Source organism: Corynebacterium sp. HMSC055G02, from assembly GCF_001809065.1.
In the GTDB taxonomy this organism is placed as follows: Bacteria; Actinomycetota; Actinomycetes; order Mycobacteriales; family Mycobacteriaceae; genus Corynebacterium; species Corynebacterium jeikeium_D.
This window is the reverse complement of sequence record NZ_KV795671.1, coordinates 1-16,287: the sequence shown is the minus strand read 5'-3', so window position 1 is coordinate 16,287 and position 16,287 is coordinate 1. Positions and strand designations below refer to the sequence as shown.

The 16,287-nt window shown below is 58.4% G+C and carries 16 protein-coding genes; 10 read left to right on the top strand and 6 right to left on the bottom strand.

The window, feature by feature from the left end:
* Positions 1–17 precede the first annotated feature (17 nt).
* On the top strand, positions 18–614 hold the full coding sequence (locus tag HMPREF2547_RS08245) for an HD domain-containing protein (protein WP_016422339.1): 597 nt from the start codon (positions 18–20) through the stop codon (positions 612–614).
* Positions 615–673: 59 nt separating this feature from the next.
* Positions 674–1,708 carry an NADP-dependent oxidoreductase gene (locus tag HMPREF2547_RS08240; RefSeq protein WP_168161659.1) on the top strand — a complete coding sequence of 345 codons (1,035 nt, stop codon included), beginning with the start codon at positions 674–676 and terminating at the stop codon, positions 1,706–1,708.
* Here HMPREF2547_RS08240 and HMPREF2547_RS08235 read toward each other — a convergent pair.
* The gene (locus HMPREF2547_RS08235) at positions 1,705–3,024 is read right to left on the bottom strand and encodes an MFS transporter (RefSeq protein ID WP_246816340.1); all 1,320 of its coding nucleotides are present in this window, start codon (positions 3,022–3,024) and stop codon (positions 1,705–1,707) included. The two genes, HMPREF2547_RS08240 and HMPREF2547_RS08235, sit on opposite strands and share 4 nt — an antisense overlap.
* Before the next feature lie 142 nt (positions 3,025–3,166).
* Here HMPREF2547_RS08235 and HMPREF2547_RS08230 point away from each other — a divergent pair, with 142 nt between their 5' ends.
* The 5 genes from HMPREF2547_RS08230 to nagB all read left to right on the top strand — a co-directional run bounded on the left by HMPREF2547_RS08230 (position 3,167) and on the right by nagB (position 7,530).
* Complete coding sequence (locus HMPREF2547_RS08230) at positions 3,167–4,906, top strand: ABC-ATPase domain-containing protein (RefSeq protein ID WP_070605501.1); 1,740 nt, start codon at positions 3,167–3,169, stop codon at positions 4,904–4,906.
* Between the two features lie 115 nt (positions 4,907–5,021).
* Positions 5,022–5,810 (top strand): MerR family transcriptional regulator, encoded by a 789-nt coding sequence (locus HMPREF2547_RS08225; protein ID WP_070605499.1) that lies wholly within the window; start codon positions 5,022–5,024, stop codon positions 5,808–5,810.
* A 65-nt stretch (positions 5,811–5,875) separates the two neighbouring features.
* A complete protein-coding gene (locus HMPREF2547_RS08220; RefSeq protein WP_049193606.1) occupies positions 5,876–6,190 on the top strand; it encodes a cupin domain-containing protein in 315 nt (104 codons plus the stop codon).
* 81 nt (positions 6,191–6,271) lie between these two features.
* The gene (locus HMPREF2547_RS08215) at positions 6,272–6,583 is read left to right on the top strand and encodes a hypothetical protein (RefSeq protein ID WP_049172637.1); all 312 of its coding nucleotides are present in this window, start codon (positions 6,272–6,274) and stop codon (positions 6,581–6,583) included.
* A gap of 161 nt (positions 6,584–6,744) precedes the next feature.
* Positions 6,745–7,530: a glucosamine-6-phosphate deaminase gene (gene nagB, locus HMPREF2547_RS08210; protein WP_049172635.1), complete on the top strand. Its 786-nt coding sequence runs from the start codon at positions 6,745–6,747 to the stop codon at positions 7,528–7,530.
* 58 nt (positions 7,531–7,588) lie between these two features.
* Here the strand turns inward: nagB and HMPREF2547_RS08205 are convergent, their stop codons facing one another.
* Positions 7,589–8,209, bottom strand: coding sequence for a cation efflux transmembrane domain-containing protein (locus HMPREF2547_RS08205; RefSeq protein ID WP_049172738.1), 621 nt, complete (start codon positions 8,207–8,209; stop codon positions 7,589–7,591).
* A 32-nt stretch (positions 8,210–8,241) separates the two neighbouring features.
* On the opposite strand from HMPREF2547_RS08205, the gene HMPREF2547_RS08200 reads away from it, so the two are divergent.
* A complete protein-coding gene (locus HMPREF2547_RS08200; protein ID WP_049172633.1) occupies positions 8,242–9,327 on the top strand; it encodes a lipoate--protein ligase family protein in 1,086 nt (361 codons plus the stop codon).
* 279 nt (positions 9,328–9,606) lie between these two features.
* Here the strand turns inward: HMPREF2547_RS08200 and HMPREF2547_RS08195 are convergent, their stop codons facing one another.
* The 4 genes from HMPREF2547_RS08195 to lepA all read right to left on the bottom strand — a co-directional run bounded on the left by HMPREF2547_RS08195 (position 9,607) and on the right by lepA (position 14,808).
* Entirely contained in the window at positions 9,607–10,179 is a 573-nt protein-coding gene (locus tag HMPREF2547_RS08195) for a histidine phosphatase family protein (RefSeq protein ID WP_049172631.1), read from the bottom strand.
* A gap of 77 nt (positions 10,180–10,256) precedes the next feature.
* Positions 10,257–11,840 (bottom strand): cation:proton antiporter family protein, encoded by a 1,584-nt coding sequence (locus tag HMPREF2547_RS08190; protein WP_070595784.1) that lies wholly within the window; start codon positions 11,838–11,840, stop codon positions 10,257–10,259.
* 91 nt (positions 11,841–11,931) lie between these two features.
* Positions 11,932–12,948 (bottom strand): ankyrin repeat domain-containing protein, encoded by a 1,017-nt coding sequence (locus tag HMPREF2547_RS08185; RefSeq protein ID WP_070605497.1) that lies wholly within the window; start codon positions 12,946–12,948, stop codon positions 11,932–11,934.
* Between the two features lie 12 nt (positions 12,949–12,960).
* On the bottom strand, positions 12,961–14,808 hold the full coding sequence (lepA, locus tag HMPREF2547_RS08180) for a translation elongation factor 4 (protein ID WP_070605494.1): 1,848 nt from the start codon (positions 14,806–14,808) through the stop codon (positions 12,961–12,963).
* A 162-nt stretch (positions 14,809–14,970) separates the two neighbouring features.
* Here lepA and HMPREF2547_RS08175 point away from each other — a divergent pair, with 162 nt between their 5' ends.
* Together HMPREF2547_RS08175 and rpsT are read left to right on the top strand one after the other, a co-directional pair.
* On the top strand, positions 14,971–15,585 hold the full coding sequence (locus tag HMPREF2547_RS08175) for a type II toxin-antitoxin system PemK/MazF family toxin (protein ID WP_069359618.1): 615 nt from the start codon (positions 14,971–14,973) through the stop codon (positions 15,583–15,585).
* Between the two features lie 271 nt (positions 15,586–15,856).
* Complete coding sequence (gene rpsT / locus HMPREF2547_RS08170; protein WP_016422323.1) at positions 15,857–16,123, top strand: 30S ribosomal protein S20; 267 nt, start codon at positions 15,857–15,859, stop codon at positions 16,121–16,123.
* The last annotated feature ends 164 nt before the right edge of the window (positions 16,124–16,287 follow it).

Here is a 16,287-nt window from a genome sequence, read left to right as displayed (position 1 = left end):
GAAAGGTCGGGATACCCATGCAAAACGCTGACACCTTTGCTTCAGCACGCCCCAGCAGCAGGCTCATGCGCGGCATCGCAACTGCTTCCCGCGCACACGATGGGCACTACCGAAAGGGCTCTGGCCTTCCCTATATCAGCCATCCGATGTCAGTGATGTTGATTGCGGCGAGCGTGACTAACGACGAAGACGTGCTGTTGGCAGCCCTCTTCCACGACATTTTGGAAGACGTGCCGGAAAACTACTCACGTGCCGAGATGGAAGATGAGTTCGGGCCTCGCGTGGTTGAGATCGTCGAGGGCGTCACCAAAGACTCTTCCCTGCCCTCGTGGCAGGAGCGTGCCGATGCCTACCTGGAGCAGCTTTCTCATGGCAGCGAGGAGTCCCTCATCGTGGCCGCTGCGGATAAGTTCCACAATCTCAGCCAGACTCTGGAGGATTTAGACCGCGATGGCCACGCTCTGTGGGACCGCTTTCGGTCTACTCCGAGCCAGCAACTGTGGTGGTACACAAGCGTCCGCAACGTGATTGCCGAACGACTGCCCGACATGCCTTTGCTAGCGGACCTGAGCGTTCTTATTGAGCGCCTCGATTCCTGGGTACAAGAGGCGTAACCTGCGAGTCAACAATTAAACCGACAATAAATCCGGGAACGCGCAACAGGAGAATAATAGTGACTTCCACCGATGCATCGTCCACGACTAATCTGCCCACCACCACTCAGCAGTGGGTTTTAGCTTCTCGCCCGACCGGCCTGCCAACTGACGAGAGTTTCCGCCTTGAGACTGTCGATTTGCCAGAGCTTAACGACGGAGACATTTTGGTAGCCAACTCGGTCGCTACCGTCGATCCATACATGCGCGGCCGTATGAATGATGTCAAGTCGTACGTCCCACCATTCCAGCTCGACCAGCCAATGACTGGCGGTGCTGTGGGCACTGTCCTCGCGTCCAAGTCGGATAAGTTCAAGGGTGGCGACGCTGTCCGCCACTCTTACGGCTGGCAGACCAATGCTGTTATTGCCGATTCCGAGGCAACACCGGTTGACCTCAACGTTGCTCCAGCTGCTGCATACCTGGGCATTCTTGGTCTTACTGGACTTACTGCTTACGTTGGGCTGAGTGCCATCGGAGAGATGAAGGAAGGCGACGTCGTCTTTATCTCTGGCGCTGCTGGCGCAGTTGGCTCGGCTGCTGGTCAGTTCGCCAAGCAGTTGGGAGCATCCCGCGTCATTGGCTCCGCTGGCTCGGACGAGAAGGTTGAGCGCCTGCTCGAACTCGGCTTTGATGCCGCTTTTAACTACAACGACGGCCCGGTTGCAGAGCAGCTAGCAAAGGCGGCACCAGAGGGCATTGACTTCTACTTCGACAACGTTGGTGGAGACCACCTGGAGGCAGCCATCGGCGCGATGCGCACCTTTGGCCGTGTCGCTATGTGTGGCGCAATCTCCCAGTACAACAACACCGGAGCTCCGACCGGACCACGCAACCTAGCTCTGGCCATTGGCAAGTGCATTACGCTGCGCGGCTTCGTATTGGGCAAGTACCTGCACCTGGCAGGTGAATTCCAGGAGCGAATGGCTCCGCTGGTCGTCAGCGGTAAGGTCGCTTACGATGTCACCACTCGCCACGGTATCGAGAACATGCCAGCTGCATTCCTCGAGCTGTTTAGCGGAGGCAATACCGGCAAGATGGTCGTAGAGTTCTAAAGACCTGCCTTGCGCGGAACCGAGACTTCCTTCAGCCTGCTGGACATCGCGACACCAACCAATCCCATCAGCGCCAGGAAGATCAAAGCTGCCGCGGGACCGAAGCTAGCGATAACACCTGACAACGCACCGACGATGAGCAGGACAACGCCCATGATGGTGTTGGCCGCTCCGACGTACTCGGTGCGCTTGTCTCCTTCTGCCATGTCAACGACATAGGTCGACCGAGCCACGCGAACACCGGCGTGGACGACCGACATTGCGAAGAAGCCGAGTGGGAATATCCAGGCATTGGTGCTGGTGGAAAGCCAGTGTGAACTGGCGACCAGCAGGAAAAGCACAATCGAACCGACCAGCGAAGAGTAGGTCAGGACCTTCTTCGAGGATTTATCAGACCAGATTCCGGCGACTTTTCCGCCAATGAGCGACGCGAACCCGGCGGCGAGCATGAAGATGCCGACGTTTGCGCTCACTCCCCCGCCACTACCGTCAGAGGCTTCCAGGTCAGCACCCACCTGTGCACTTAGCGTGACGATGAACGACGTGGATAGTGCTGTGACCAGCAACAAGCTACGGACAATCACGAAGTCACGGAAGTTCTTATCCTCCGCAAATAGCCGCCAGGTGTCCTGCCACCAGGTTTTATTCGGCTCGTCCTTGTCATCTTCATTGGTGGGCTCGACAATTCCGCGGAAGATCAAAACCGCTGCCACCCACGACAGCGCCGCAACAAAGATGAGCCCCGCCACGATTGGTTTGGTGACGTTGTCGCGGATGATCCACAACACCGCACCAACGATAATTGCGGCGACACCGCCCAACATCGCAGCTCGGCCGCTGATCTGCCCGCGCTGCCCCTTCGGAATCGTGCGTCCCTGAACATCCTTCGAGGCCATCGAGCACAGGGCTCGTGCCGTCGCAAAGCCTGCAAGTGCAATGATGACAGCGACGCCGAGCGCGGTGCCTTCCAGGAACAATGCCGCCAGACCAATCAGCACCGCCGCGATGGCTTGTCCCAAAGCACCAGCGATCCAGACGGTTGTGCGGCGCGGGCGAGACTTTACCCACGGTGTCAGCGCTGCCTGCGGAAGCATCGAACCAGACTCACGCACCGGCACAAGCATGGCGATGAAGAAGCCCGGCGCTCCAGCCGAATGAAGTAACCATGGCAACAGCGTCTTTGCCGCAACGATTTGATCGCCGATATTCTGCAAACCGTGCGCCCAAACGTAGCGCTTGGCGTTGGCGCTGGCGTGTTTTTGCACCGACTCTGGGTTCTCCCCTGCGGGTTTGGCAGCTTCCGAGCTATCAGTCATACCTTTTACGCTACCTGCCTGTAGCAACGGCGCTACCGCACGTGGCTGTCTGCCCAGGCCAGTCAAAGACCGAATCGCGCTTGTCCCCTCAGCCACTACACTCGCGGGAAGAACATCTAACAGCTTCAACGAAAGTAGAAATATGCCCGCTGACCTTTATCGGCGTCTCTCCAACCTCGATGGCAAGAGCTACGGTGCATACAAATCTTTGCGTGGCTCCCACGACCTGCCGGATCTGGACGCGACGCTGTTTATCGACAAGGTCCAATCCGACCCCTATGCCCCGGCATCACGGGCACGCGTCCATATTCCGCTGTCCGTACTGGACTATCGCGGCGCCTCCCGGTCACAGCCCGGCAGGTTCAGCACGGCGGAGCTCGATTTGCTGAACCGCCGTCTCGTGCGCGCTTTGAAGAAGTATGGTCGCGGGCTATTCATTGATTCTCCAGGTCAGCAGGTCTTGCGCCGAGCAGCTGTCGCTGAGCTCCGTGCGGATGCGCACGACGTCGATAAGCATGGCGATGCCCTACAGATCAGCCTAGAAATCCAACTGCCCGCCCGCGGCCGACGCATTCTCGGGCGTGAGGCGGCGCGCTTGATCTGTGAGGATCTGTTTGACGCGCTTGACGACGCCATCGTGAACGCACCCATCGATGCGCTCGAGGCAGCCGCGGAATTGGAGTATGACCAGCTCTTTTTGCGCCGTGCAGTGGCGGACGCGGACCTGATTGGGTTTGTGGCAGACAGTGCGGTGTTGCCTCGTCAGGCGGGCAATAGCCAGCTTCCGAAGCCCGGCGCGACTGCGTTTACCTCGCCGGAATCGCTGCAGCACAGTTTTCAGCTGCCGTCGGGCAAAACCGTGCACGGCATGGGTATTCCGCGGGGCGTGACGTTGATTGTTGGTGGCGGTTATCACGGCAAGTCCACGTTGTTGTCTTCCCTGGTCACGGGTGTTTATAACCATGTCGCTGGCGATGGCCGCGAGTTTGTAGTCGCCGACGAGACTGCGGTTGCGCTGCGTGCCGAGGACGGCCGAGCCATCACTGGTGTGGATATCTCGCCGTTTATCAACGGCCTTCCCTCCGGTGATGACACGACTCGATTTTCCACCGCGAATGCATCGGGGTCGACGTCGCAAGCTGCGGGCCTGATGGAGGCGCTAGGTTCCGGTGCGCGAGTGCTGCTCATCGATGAGGACACCTCCGCGACCAACTTTATGATTCGCGATGAGCGCATGCGCCGCCTCATCCCCGATGACCGCGAGCCGATTACTCCACTGGTCGCACGGGTCCGCGAGCTCTGGGAAAACCACGGAATCTCCACGGTCATCGTCGCTGGTGGTTCTGGTGCATTCATCGATGTCGCGGACACCGTGATTGCTATGGATGCGTACACGCCTTACGACGTCACCAAGCGCGCCCGTGAGCTCCGCGAATCGGCTACTCCGGCCGAGCCTTCGCCTGCTTTTGCGCAGATCGGTGAGCGTTTTCTGCAGGCTGACTTCCCCGCCGGTGGTGGCCGTGGTGGGCATGGCGGCCGCGGCGGCGGTCGCGGTGGGCGCGGTGGCGGTGCGAAACCACCTAAGCCACCGCGTGCTCGTGGTCTAGAGCTGATTCAGGTGGGCAAGGACAATCTTGATTTGCGCGCTGTCAGCCAATTGATGGACTCCTCCCAAACAGAAGCAATTGCCCGGATTCTGGGCGCCGTCGTAAAGCAGCTCGATGGGCGTACTGACCTCACCGACCTAATCCAGCGCGAGTACGACAACTTTTGTCATTCACTCTTCGATGTGACAGCTGAGTTCACCAACTCTGGTCATCTGGCCGAGCCTCGCGTCCAGGAGGTCGCAGCGGCAATCAATCGGCTTCGGCTCTTGCGGTAGAGCCTCGAAGATTGGCGGACCCCGGCCCCGCTCCCTCCCCTGCGGCTGCCCCAGCTAACTTCCTCGACGGATTTCGGCGTCAGGTCTTGACCTTGACGCGGCGTCAAACAGAAAGATGATTCCCGTGAGCAACAACGACAACGAGTACACCATCGGCGAGGCAGCCGAGCTCCTGGGCGTTACCACACGCACGCTGAGGCATTGGGATGCCATCGGACTACTCAGCCCGCAGTATCGCACGTGGTCCGATTACCGCCTCTACACCGATGAGGACATCGACACCGCGCTGGAGATTCTGGTCTACCGCGCCGCCGGTGTGCCGTTGAAGACTATCGAGGAGTTCATCCACGGCGATTCCTCCCCGAGAAGTCGGAAAGATCGTTTACTCGCACAGCGAACTGTTCTCACCGAGAAGATCGCTGACCTGCACCACATGGTGCAGTCCTTGGACAAACTGATTGAGGAAGGAAATACCATGAAAGCAAAGACGAAAGCGGAGCTCTTGGGCCGCGACTGGCAGAATCTAGAAGCCGAAGCTGAGGAGCGCGGGGGCGACACCACTGAGTGGGAGCAGTCTCAGCAGGCTCAGGAAAAGATGAAGGACAGCGACTGGGCCGAGCTTGAAGCAGAGGCTAAGGATTTTGCCGATGCGCTTGCCGACGCCGCCGAGCGCCACGTCGAGCCCGGTTCCGCTGAGGCGGCCGAGCTAGTTGACCGTCACTTGGCCTCTATTACTCGCTTCTACGAGGCTGGTCGAGAAAAGCAGATTCTGTTGGCTCGCATGTACGTCGCTGATTCCCGGTTTGATCGGTACTACCGCGGCAATGCTGGCTACCTGCTGGAGCTGATTGAAGCTCAGGCCCGTAAGGAAGGCATTGACCCGGCAACTGCCGAGTGGCGGTAAATACAGGGAAGCAGCCGTTCAGCCCGGCCTTCCCATCCGGGACTGAATCGGCATAGAATTGCCTCATGAAATTCATCGAAGCCGCAGACTTCACCGCTGATCGCCCGTGGGGCGCACTGGATGTGGTCACTATGACTGGAGCCACAAGCGTTCGGCTCCACTGGAGCGATCAGCCATACAAGTGGCACATCAATGATGGCGAAGAGGTCTTTGTGGTTGTCGACGGAGCCGTCGATATGCACTACCGCGATGCGGGAGAGGAATGCGTACGCACATTAACGCCTGGCACTATCTGTTTCGCAGAAGCCGGCGACGAACATGTCGCGCACCCGCAGGGCGAGGCGCGCATGCTTGTCATTGAAAAAGAAGGCTCAGTCTAGCCCACAGCAACAGCAGCTGACAGTGCACACTTCGGCATCTCCATAACTCCGTCATATCCCCGACTCGGGAAGGAATTAACCATGAAATTCTCTCGCTCTATCGCCGCTGTCGCCATCGGTGCCGCTACTGTGCTGGGCGCTGTTGCTGCCTCTCCAGCTGTCGCACAGGCTATTGGTTGCCCCTTTGCACCAGTGCACAAGTATGAAGAACACCGTTTCTCCGGTTCTTCGACTTCAGCAGATGCTTTCAAGGTTTGGTTTAACGGTGGCGTCTACATTGAACCAATCGTCGAAACGCTGGATTTGGTTGAGCTTCAGGTTAACGACACCCAGGTCGCTCACGCTGGCGACATCATCTACAAGGATGAAGACGGCAACTTCTGGGTGAAGTAGCCTACGCAGGAAAAACAGGGCTCAATTACAGGTCTCACCCCGTGGCAGATTAACCTCATCTGAATAGGGCTATAGCGCTTAGCGTTGTGGAGTCACTGGTACTCTGTCTCGCACCTTTTGCAATTTCTGCCACGAGCCCTCGTTTTCAGGAGTGTTCCACCATGGAAATCATCATCGTCGATTCTGAGGCCGAAGTCGCGAGCATCGCTTCGGACTACCTCGCTCACTACGCCAACAAAGGTGGAAACCTCGGTGTAGCGACAGGATCGACTCCGCTTGCGACGTATCGGGAACTGATTCGTCGCCATCGGGCTGGTGAAGTCACTTTTAAGGACTGCAGTTTCTTCGCACTCGACGAATACGTGGGACTGCCCATCGAGCATGAGCAGAGCTACTACCACGTGATTCACAATGAGTTTTCCGATCACGTGGATGTTGACCCGGCGAGGGTCCATATTCCCGATGGCCTCGCGGACGATATCGGCGCGGCCTGCGAGGATTACGAGCGAAAGATTATCGAGGCCGGCGGCATTGACATTCAGTTGCTGGGCATCGGCACCAATGGGCATGTTGGTTTTAACGAGCCCGCCAGCTCTTTTGGCTCTCTGACTCGCATTAAGACGCTGCACCCGCAGACCGTGCTGGATAACGCCCGCTTCTTCGACTCCGCGGACGATGTGCCGTACCACGTGGTCACCCAGGGGCTTGGCACCATTTCACGTGCGGGGCACCTCCTGCTGCTGGCCACCGGCACCGCAAAGGCGCACGCTATTGCCGCATCCATCGAGGGCCCACTGAGCGCGTCGATGCCTGCGTCCGTATTGCAGCTGCACCCACGGGCCACGGTTGTCATTGACCAGGCCGCAGCCAGTGAGCTGAAGAACAAGGAATACTACGAGTTCACCTACGCCCATAAGCCGCAGTGGCAGAAGGATATGTGGAAGTAGGCCCCGGCCCTCCACGGCCCCTTCCCAACCTTCGCTCCCACCCCCGGACTAGTCAGCGCTAGTCGTCATCATCCATCTCCAGCTCGGGGTCTTCGGCACGCGCCTGCTCGTAAACTTCCTTCGCTGCCGTGAGATTAATGACGCCGATGACAAGTCCCACGACGATGTCCGGCCATGCGCTGAACCAGAAAATGGTGACCACTCCGGCGGCGAGAATGAGCAGGTTCGCCAGGACGTCGTTACGCGCCGCCAACCACGCGCCGCGCATGAGCGCACTGTCGGCCTTGCGCAGGTTCATCAGCAAAATCGCACAGACCAGGTTGATGACCATCGCGATAATTGCCGTCACCGACAGCGTTAGTGGCTCTGGCGGCTCACCGCTAATCATCTTCCAAATGGCGGTGCCGAACGCCGCAATCGCCGGAATCAGAATCAGCCCGGCAAGGCCGAAGCTCGCTTTACGACGGCTCGCCAGCGACCACCCCAATGCGGTGAGAACCAGCAGGTTGATCAGAAAGTCTTCAAGAAAGTCTGCAGCGTCGGCGAACAGCGCTGCGGAACCAATAATTGAGGCAACAATTAATTCAATGAAGAATCCGAGAAGATTCAGGCCTGCTACCCACGCAACAATTTTGCGGGCGCGGTGATCCAAAGTTGATGAGGTAAACACGGAGGACATCGTAACGCCCGGCGCGAGTACCATCGAATCCTATGACGCACCCGCAGAAATTCCACTCAGAAATGAAGGTTCCCGGCGGCAAATTGGTTGTTGCCGACTGCGAGACCACCGGTGACACTATTTCGTCGATAAGCATTTCGGGCGATTTTTTCCTCGAACCCGATGAAGCCTACGACATTATTAATGACGCTCTCCTCGGTGCGCCTGCCGGGGACAATACGGAACGCCTACAGGCTCGCCTCGATGCGGCGCTGAAGGATTTTGAGGAGCAGTCTGGTCGCGAGGTGCGACTGCACGGTTTTGATACCCACATCATTGCGCAGGTCGTTCGACGTGCACTGACACAGGCTGTCGACTTCACTGATTTGGAGTGGGAGGTTTTGCAGCCGGGAGTCCTGCCGACGGTGATGAATGTTGCCCTCGACGAACTCCTCCTTGACCAAGTCAATTCCGGACAGCGCGGACCAACTCTGCGCTTCTGGGATTGGGATGATCGTGCCACCGTCATCGGTTCCTACCAGTCCTATGTCAATGAACTCGAACCCGAGGGCGTAGAGAAGCACGATGTGCAAGTGGTGCGTCGTCTCTCCGGCGGTGGCGCGATGTTCATGGAGGGTGGCAACTGCGTCACCTACTCGATCTATGTTCCGGAGAAGCTGGTCGCCGGCCTCAGCTACGTCGAATCCTATGAGTTCCTCGACCGCTGGGTCATCGCCGCACTCGCACAGCTCGGCGTCAATGCGTGGTACGTCCCCATCAATGACATCACCTCCGATGGCGGCAAGATTGGTGGTGCCGCACAGAAGCGCCGTGGTTCGACAGTGCTCCACCACGTCACCATGAGTTATGACATCGATGCCGACAAAATGATGGAAGTCCTGCGCATTGGCAAGGCCAAGATTGCCGATAAGGGCCTGCGCAGCGCGAAGAAGCGCGTCGATCCGCTCCGTCGCCAGACCGGTGCCAGCCGCGCGGAAGTCATTGACACGATGAAGCAGACATTCATCAACCGCTACGGCGCCACCGAGGCATCGCTTTCCGACGAGGACTTCGCTGCGGCGCAGCATCTTATTGACACCAAATACGGCACGGAGGGCTGGACTCACCGAGTCCCCTAAACGTCGCACTGCTTACTTGTATACGACAGCTGGTCGGGAAAAGGAGTTAACTAAAGGAGACAAGTAAACAAAGGAGAGTCGACGTGAGCGGCGAGCGTGCAATTGGGTCCTATCCTGCGAATATGCACCAAAACCTGGTGAAGGGTTCGGCGCGCGCCGTAACAACACCGCCGTGGTGGTCTCCCCGATATCGAAGGCACCGGAATTGTGATTCACGGGCGCCCACTACAGAGCTTGAACGGTGTCGGCGAATTCACCGAGACACTGGCCACAACGCCGCTACAGCCCCCGCGAGAGGTTCCAGCGCAGAACCGCAGGCCGGTCATGGTAGCGACCAAGCACTGACAGGGACGCAGTATTCAATGGGAAGGACTGGCCAAGTTCAATGGGCAGTTCCAACCAGGCCGTAGTGAGCGCACGCAGCGAGTGACCGTGGGCGAATAGAATCGCCTTGTCTTCACCCGATTCACGAACCCTTTTGACTACACGTTCAACGCGCTTGCGGACTTCTTCCGCGGTTTCGCCATTGGGCACACCGTGAGTCCAAATCTGCCAGTCGGGAACAGTCTTCTGCACTTCCTTCGAGGTAATCCCCTCGTAGTCGCCGTAGAACCATTCCGCGAGATCCTCTTCGACTTCGAAGTCGTGGAATCCTGCCAATCGAGCGGTCTCTTGGGCACGCTGGCGGGGTGATGCCAGCACTAGCCCAAAGTCCTTCGGATCCAGCCAGCCGTTCAGGGCCTCGGCTTCTTCCCGACCGTTGTCAGTCAGAGGAAGATCAGTTACCGATGTGTGCTGTCCAGTGCGCGACCACTCAGTTTCGCCGTGCCGCACGAGATATAAATCAGTCATAGTTCCAGCTTAGGCTTATCTGAAAGTGCGGTTAGCCGCGGCAGCCCTGCTAGCCCATCACGGGGTCACGGATCCGGCTACGAACGCTGCTTAAGTGTTTCCACTGCGCGGTCGGCAAGCTCCTCGCCAGCACCGTCATAAAGGTAGACGGCCATGTCGGCACCAACGTTGAGAAGCTGATCCTTAAACCTCTGCACCTTAGTGGTGGTAGCAACCACGGCTTCGGTGTCCTGCTTACGGATGTTCTGAATCATCGCGTAGGTCTCAGCGTGCTCAGACAGCGCCAACACGTACAGCGCTGGTTTCTTCTCCAACTCGATGTGGTGCCACAGCTCTGGGTCTGTCACATCACCCGAGATAACCTGGTAGCCCTGCTCACGCAGCTCTTCGATGCGATCCTCATCGAAGTCAACGCCGAAGACGTTCATGCCGTACTCATTAACCAACCTGCCGTAGACACCGACGCCGACGCGCCCCATACCCATGATGAGGGCATCAGCGTTATCAATAATGACCGTTGCCTCTTCTGGGACCAGGCGGTCCTCTGGGGTTTCTGGGACGAACTTCTGCAGGAAGCTGACCAGCTTGTCCTCATGCGGGACCATCAGCGAGCTGGCAATGAAGCTACCCGCCACGGCGACCGCCATGATCGAGGTCCACTCATCGGGCAGAATGTCCTGTTGCGTCGCCGCAGCCATGACAATGAGACCGAACTCCGAGTAGTTACTCAGCGTCAGGCCCGCCAACGCGCTAGTGCGCAGGGACAGTCCGGTGCGCTTGAGGATCCCGATGAAGATAGTGACCTTGAACACCAGGAACAGGACCATAATCGCGGCGATAACGTAGCCGCCAGCACTTGGCAGACCACCGAGGCCAATTTGGATAAAGAACGCGACCAGCAGCAGCTCGCGGATACTAATCAGAGCTTCCGACAGACGGTCAGAAATTGGGTGCGAGGACAGCAGAATACCGGCAACCAAGGAGCCCAGCGAGCCGGACAGCCCTGCCAGCTCGAAAGCCGAGTACGCGGCCACTGCGATGCCGATACCGGTGAGAACCAGCAGCTCAGTGCGGAACATGCGGTTGGGAAGACGCGCCGCCAGCGGACGGATGAAGAACAACAGTGGTAGAGCCAGCGCCCACAGCTCCGGGGTCTTACCCGACGATGCCACCAGCACACCAACCGCAATGATGTCCTGCAGAATGAGCACACCAATCGCGATGCGTCCGATGGCCGAAGCACCGCGGTTCTGCTCCTCCAAGTGGCTCATCACGAACACCGTCGACGAGAAGGAAGTCGCAATGCCGATGTAAATCAACGCAGTCACCGACAGCCCGGTGAGCTCACGCAGCGGCAAGAAACTGGCGATACCGAATAGCGCGGCAAAAACTACCGTGTTTAAAAATGCGTGGCCCAACCCCGAAAAGACCACTCGCGGCGCCACGATATCCTTCGGATTTAGCTTCAGACCAATCGTGAACAGCAAGGTGGTAACACCGAGCTCGGCCAGCGAATCAATGAACGGGATTTCCTCGAGCCCCATTGCATGAACGGCAAAACCGGCCCCAAGGAAACCAATCAGCGGCGGCAGCCGAAGCAACGACGCACCGAGCCCGCCGATAATCGAAAACAGTATTGCTGTTAGGTATACGGATTCCACCCATCAAAGATAACGGCTGACACAACTGATAAATGCAGAGGTTGGCCATTAACCGTTCTTTGCCACCCGACTGGGGCTAGCGTCTTGGGAGCTAGCGTCGGTACGGAACCTCGCCCAATGCAATCGGCTGCGGGTGCTCCGCCACCCACGCGACCGCCCCTGCCGTCAGCGCATCAACGTCCTGCTCACCAGCTTTACGCTGCTTTACGACGGCCATTGCATCCTCGGCAGCCCCAACCGTCTCCAGCCAAAAGTCGGTCATCGCGACAAAGTCTTCGTCCCAGTTGACGTAGCCCATCTCCAGGGCCTCGTACCCGAGCCGGCCAACGATTCGAATAACCTCGCCCTGCACAGTCGCGGCTGCGCCACCACCCGGCACCAGGTAGTTCCAGAGGTATCGGAACTGGCCGTTGGTCGACTTGCCTGCGGGGACAATGATGTCGCTGTGGCCATCGTGAGGCGTAATCACGTCCGGACGTTCCGCACCGATGCCCTCGTAGAGGCGATCCATGACCGGCTGGTACTTGTCGCGCTGCTTGTCTGACATGCGGTTGTAGCGGCGACCGAATTTGGTGAACTCTTCGCGGACTTCGTCGTCGATTTCCGACCCAGCGTCCAGGAGCACCTCGATACTCTCTAGGACTCGACTTAGGGCATCGGTATCGGCGGTAGCGACGGCCTCTTTGAACGCTGTCCGGCCGTGACCGAGCCGGTTCTCGCGGTGAAGGTCAGCGCCATTTTCCAGCAGAAGCGCAATGGCCTTGGGCTGATGGCTCTTCGCAGCCATGAAAAGCGGCGGATGGGTGCCCGCTTCGATGTCTGCACCGCAGTCGAGCAGGAGCTTCATCTTGTCGATGTCGCCCCGGCTTGCGTGCTCTGCCAGGGCGGTTTTACCGAAGCGGTTCTCGGTGTTGACGTCGATTCCCTGGTCGATTAGCCAGCGCATGAGCTCTGGCGGGGTGCCACGGAGCGCTAGTGCAGTGTCCTTGCTGTAGCCAAAGACTGCGTCGAGAGCGCATGTGTCATAGACGGCCTTCAGCGCATCCAGGTCACCGGCTTCGAGCAGTTCTTCGAAATCTTCGACCAGTTTCTTCCGCTTCCGTGGCATGCAGTTTCCCCTTTACTTACTGCCCTCGTCAGTGGACAGCGCAGCCACGAATGCCTCCTGCGGCACCGAGACCGAACCGATGTTCTTCATGCGCTTCTTACCGGCCTTCTGCTTCTCCAACAGCTTGCGCTTACGGGAGATGTCACCGCCGTAGCACTTAGCAAGGACGTCCTTGCGCAGTGCACGGATGTTCTCGCGGGCGATAATCTTCGAACCGATTGCAGCCTGAACTGGGACTTCGAACTGCTGGCGAGGAATTAGCTCGCGCAGCTTCTTGGTCATCTTGTTGCCGTACCACTGCGCGTTATCGCGGTGGACGATAGCGGAGAATGCATCGACGGCCTCGCCCTGCAGGAGGATGTCCACCTTGACCAGGTCGGCAATCTGCTCGCCGGCATCTTCGTAGTTCAGCGAAGCATAACCCCTGGTGCGGGACTTCAGCATGTCGAAGAAGTCGAAGATAATCTCGCCCAGCGGCATCTTGTAGCGCAGTTCCACGCGGTCCTCAGACAGGTAGTCCATACCACCCATCTCACCGCGCTTCTGCTGGCACAGCTCCATGGTGGGGCCAACGAACTCGCTTGGCACGACGATGGTGCACTTAACCATCGGCTCGTAAATCTCGCGGAGCTTCCCCTCCGGCCAGTCACTCGGATTGTGAACAGTGACCTCGGTGCCATCCTCAGTGACCACGCGGTAGACAACGTTCGGGGCCGTCGAAATGAGATCCAGGTCGAACTCGCGCTCCAGTCGGGCGCGGGTGATCTCCATGTGCAACAGGCCCAGGAAGCCCCCGCGGAAACCGAATCCGAGGGCCACCGAAGTCTCAGGTTCGAATGTCAACGAAGCGTCGTTAAGCTGGAGCTTTTCCAACGCATCACGCAGGTCAGGATAGTCCTGCTGAGAGATTGGGAACAGACCGGAGTAGACCATCGGCTTTGGCTCTGCGTAGCCTTCCAGCGGCTCCTCCGCCGGTGTGGCGTTCAGCGTGACGGTGTCACCGACCTTGGACTGACGAACGTCCTTCACACCGGTGATGAGGTAACCGACCTCGCCGACGCCAAGGCCCTTACACTTCTTCGGCTGCGGCGAGACGATGCCGATTTCCAACAGCTCGTGCTTGGTGCCGGTGGACATCATCTGAATGACTTCACGTGGCTTGAGCTGCCCATCAACAACACGGATGTACGTGACCACACCACGGTAGGTGTCGTAGACCGAGTCAAAAATCAGTGCACGGGCAGGTGCCTCCGGGTCGCCGACCGGCGCCGGGACGAGCTCACAGACTCGGTCGAGCATTTCCGCAACGCCCTCACCGGTCTTGCCCGACACACGCATGACATCCTCCGGCTCACAGCCGATGATGTGCGCGATCTCCTCCGCGTACTTGTCCGGATCCGCGGCCGGCAGGTCAATCTTGTTCAGAACCGGAATGATCTCCAGGTCATTTTCCATGGCCAGGTAGAGGTTGGCCAGCGTCTGCGCTTCAATGCCCTGAGCTGCGTCGACAAGCAGAATCGCGCCTTCACACGCCTCTAGCGCACGCGAGACCTCGTAGGTGAAGTCAACGTGACCAGGCGTATCAATCAGGTGCAGGACAATCTCTTCCCCCGCGTGCTGACCTGTGCTCGGAACCCACGGCAGGCGCACGTTCTGGGCCTTAATAGTGATGCCGCGTTCGCGCTCAATATCCATATTGTCGAGGTACTGATCGCGCATGTCGCGCGCCTCCACAACACCCGAGAGCTGCAGAATTCGGTCCGCCAGGGTGGACTTACCGTGGTCAATGTGCGCAATAATGCAGAAATTTCGAATCCGTGAGGGGTCCGTAAAAGTCTGCTCCGCAAAATTCTTGGTCACGTTGGGTCTACTCCGAAAAATAAAGACGTTATGGGCATTGGGGCGCGGCGTTGGCCGACCCATATGCGCCGGCCTCGAAAACCGACCAGCCGGGCTTAAATACAATCACGCACAATCTTACCTATCGATTCCCTCCGCACTAAACCTCTAGACTTAGATTCCATGAGCTCCACTTCGTCCACCGATAAAAATGAACGCGAAAGCTGGCCACGCCGCCTGCGTAATCGCATCAGCGCGCGTCTTTTCGCCGGTACCGAGTGGTTCCGCGGCCCCGACACCCTCGATGAGGCACTGTTTAAGCTCAACACGCAACTTGGGCTCGCTCAGGACACCTCGCTTTCCGACGAGTCCAAGGAGGCTCTACTTCGACTGCGAGATTCGGTGACCATCGCGCGCCCAACCGCGGAGTTGGCCCGCACAATCGTCTACAGCCCCGACATGGATGGTCAGGCCGACCCCGGCGAAGTGGTATGGATTCCGCTGCAGCTCGAAGGTGAAAATGCTGCCCTGCGCGAGCGCGCTGTGGTCGTGGTTGGGCGCCATGACCAGTACCTATTGGGCATGCTGATTTCCACCCGCAGCGAGCACAGTGAGCACCCGGAGTGGCTGTTTATCGGCAGCGGGTTCTGGAATGAAGACCCCAAGCCATCGTGGGTTCGCATGGACCGTATCTTGCTCATCCCAGAATCGGGTATTCGCCGCGCAGGCGCAATGATGCCCCGCAGGCGCTTCGAGCTCATCGCCGCCCGGTTGCGGGGGGACTACGGCTGGAATTAGCCGCGGCTGGAACTAGGCAGCGGCTGGTATTAGGCAGCGCTGTTTGCTAGAATTCTGCAAGTTGTTTACCGTTGCGTTCCTTTGCGGCGAGCGCGGGCAGGACCTTGGGTTCGCGTTTTCATCGTCGTATAAGCGCAGTGGGCGGTTTTAACTCGCTGGTTAATTAGTTTGACCAGCAGAGGTTCGACCCGAAATTTGCACTGTGATCAGGACTTTTCTTGGTGGCGGGCGGTAACAATTCCAACTACTACGGATACAAGAGGTATTCACGATGGCAAACATCAAGTCCCAGATCAAGCGCAACAAGACCAACGAGAAGGCTCGCCTGCGTAACCAGGCTATCCGCTCCGCAGTCCGCACTGAGATCCGCAAGTTCCAGGCTGCTGTTGAGGCTGGCGACAAGGCTGCTGCTGAGGCTCAGCTGCGCGTTGCTTCCCGCAAGCTGGACAAGGCTGTCACCAAGGGCGTCTTCCACCGCAACACTGCGGCTAACAAGAAGTCCGGTATGGCTAAGGCTTTCAACAAGCTGGAGGGCTAATTCCCTTTTGGCGCTGTGCTGATTCTGCGCTGCGCTTGCGCCGTGAAATTAACCGCTTCCTGCTATTTTCCGATTTCATTTCGGATGTGGCGGGAGGCGGTTTTTATTATTTAACCCCAACGCGAGTTAGTGGTGGGTTAAGTAGCAAAAAGTGTGTCCGCTCG

Bases quoted from the DNA above. Each gene is read 5' to 3' on its own strand.
- HMPREF2547_RS08245 (WP_016422339.1), top strand. From the start codon at position 18: ATGCAAAACGCTGACACCTTTGCTTCAGCACGCCCCAGCAGCAGGCTC.
- HMPREF2547_RS08235 (WP_246816340.1), bottom strand. From the start codon at position 3,024: ATGACTGATAGCTCGGAAGCTGCCAAACCCGCAGGGGAGAACCCAGAG.
- HMPREF2547_RS08230 (WP_070605501.1), top strand. From the start codon at position 3,167: ATGCCCGCTGACCTTTATCGGCGTCTCTCCAACCTCGATGGCAAGAGC.
- HMPREF2547_RS08225 (WP_070605499.1), top strand. From the start codon at position 5,022: ATGATTCCCGTGAGCAACAACGACAACGAGTACACCATCGGCGAGGCA.
- HMPREF2547_RS08220 (WP_049193606.1), top strand. From the start codon at position 5,876: ATGAAATTCATCGAAGCCGCAGACTTCACCGCTGATCGCCCGTGGGGC.
- HMPREF2547_RS08215 (WP_049172637.1), top strand. From the start codon at position 6,272: ATGAAATTCTCTCGCTCTATCGCCGCTGTCGCCATCGGTGCCGCTACT.
- nagB (WP_049172635.1), top strand. From the start codon at position 6,745: ATGGAAATCATCATCGTCGATTCTGAGGCCGAAGTCGCGAGCATCGCT.
- HMPREF2547_RS08205 (WP_049172738.1), bottom strand. From the start codon at position 8,209: ATGTCCTCCGTGTTTACCTCATCAACTTTGGATCACCGCGCCCGCAAA.
- HMPREF2547_RS08200 (WP_049172633.1), top strand. From the start codon at position 8,242: ATGACGCACCCGCAGAAATTCCACTCAGAAATGAAGGTTCCCGGCGGC.
- HMPREF2547_RS08195 (WP_049172631.1), bottom strand. From the start codon at position 10,179: ATGACTGATTTATATCTCGTGCGGCACGGCGAAACTGAGTGGTCGCGC.
- HMPREF2547_RS08185 (WP_070605497.1), bottom strand. From the start codon at position 12,948: ATGCCACGGAAGCGGAAGAAACTGGTCGAAGATTTCGAAGAACTGCTC.
- HMPREF2547_RS08175 (WP_069359618.1), top strand. From the start codon at position 14,971: ATGAGCTCCACTTCGTCCACCGATAAAAATGAACGCGAAAGCTGGCCA.
- rpsT (WP_016422323.1), top strand. From the start codon at position 15,857: ATGGCAAACATCAAGTCCCAGATCAAGCGCAACAAGACCAACGAGAAG.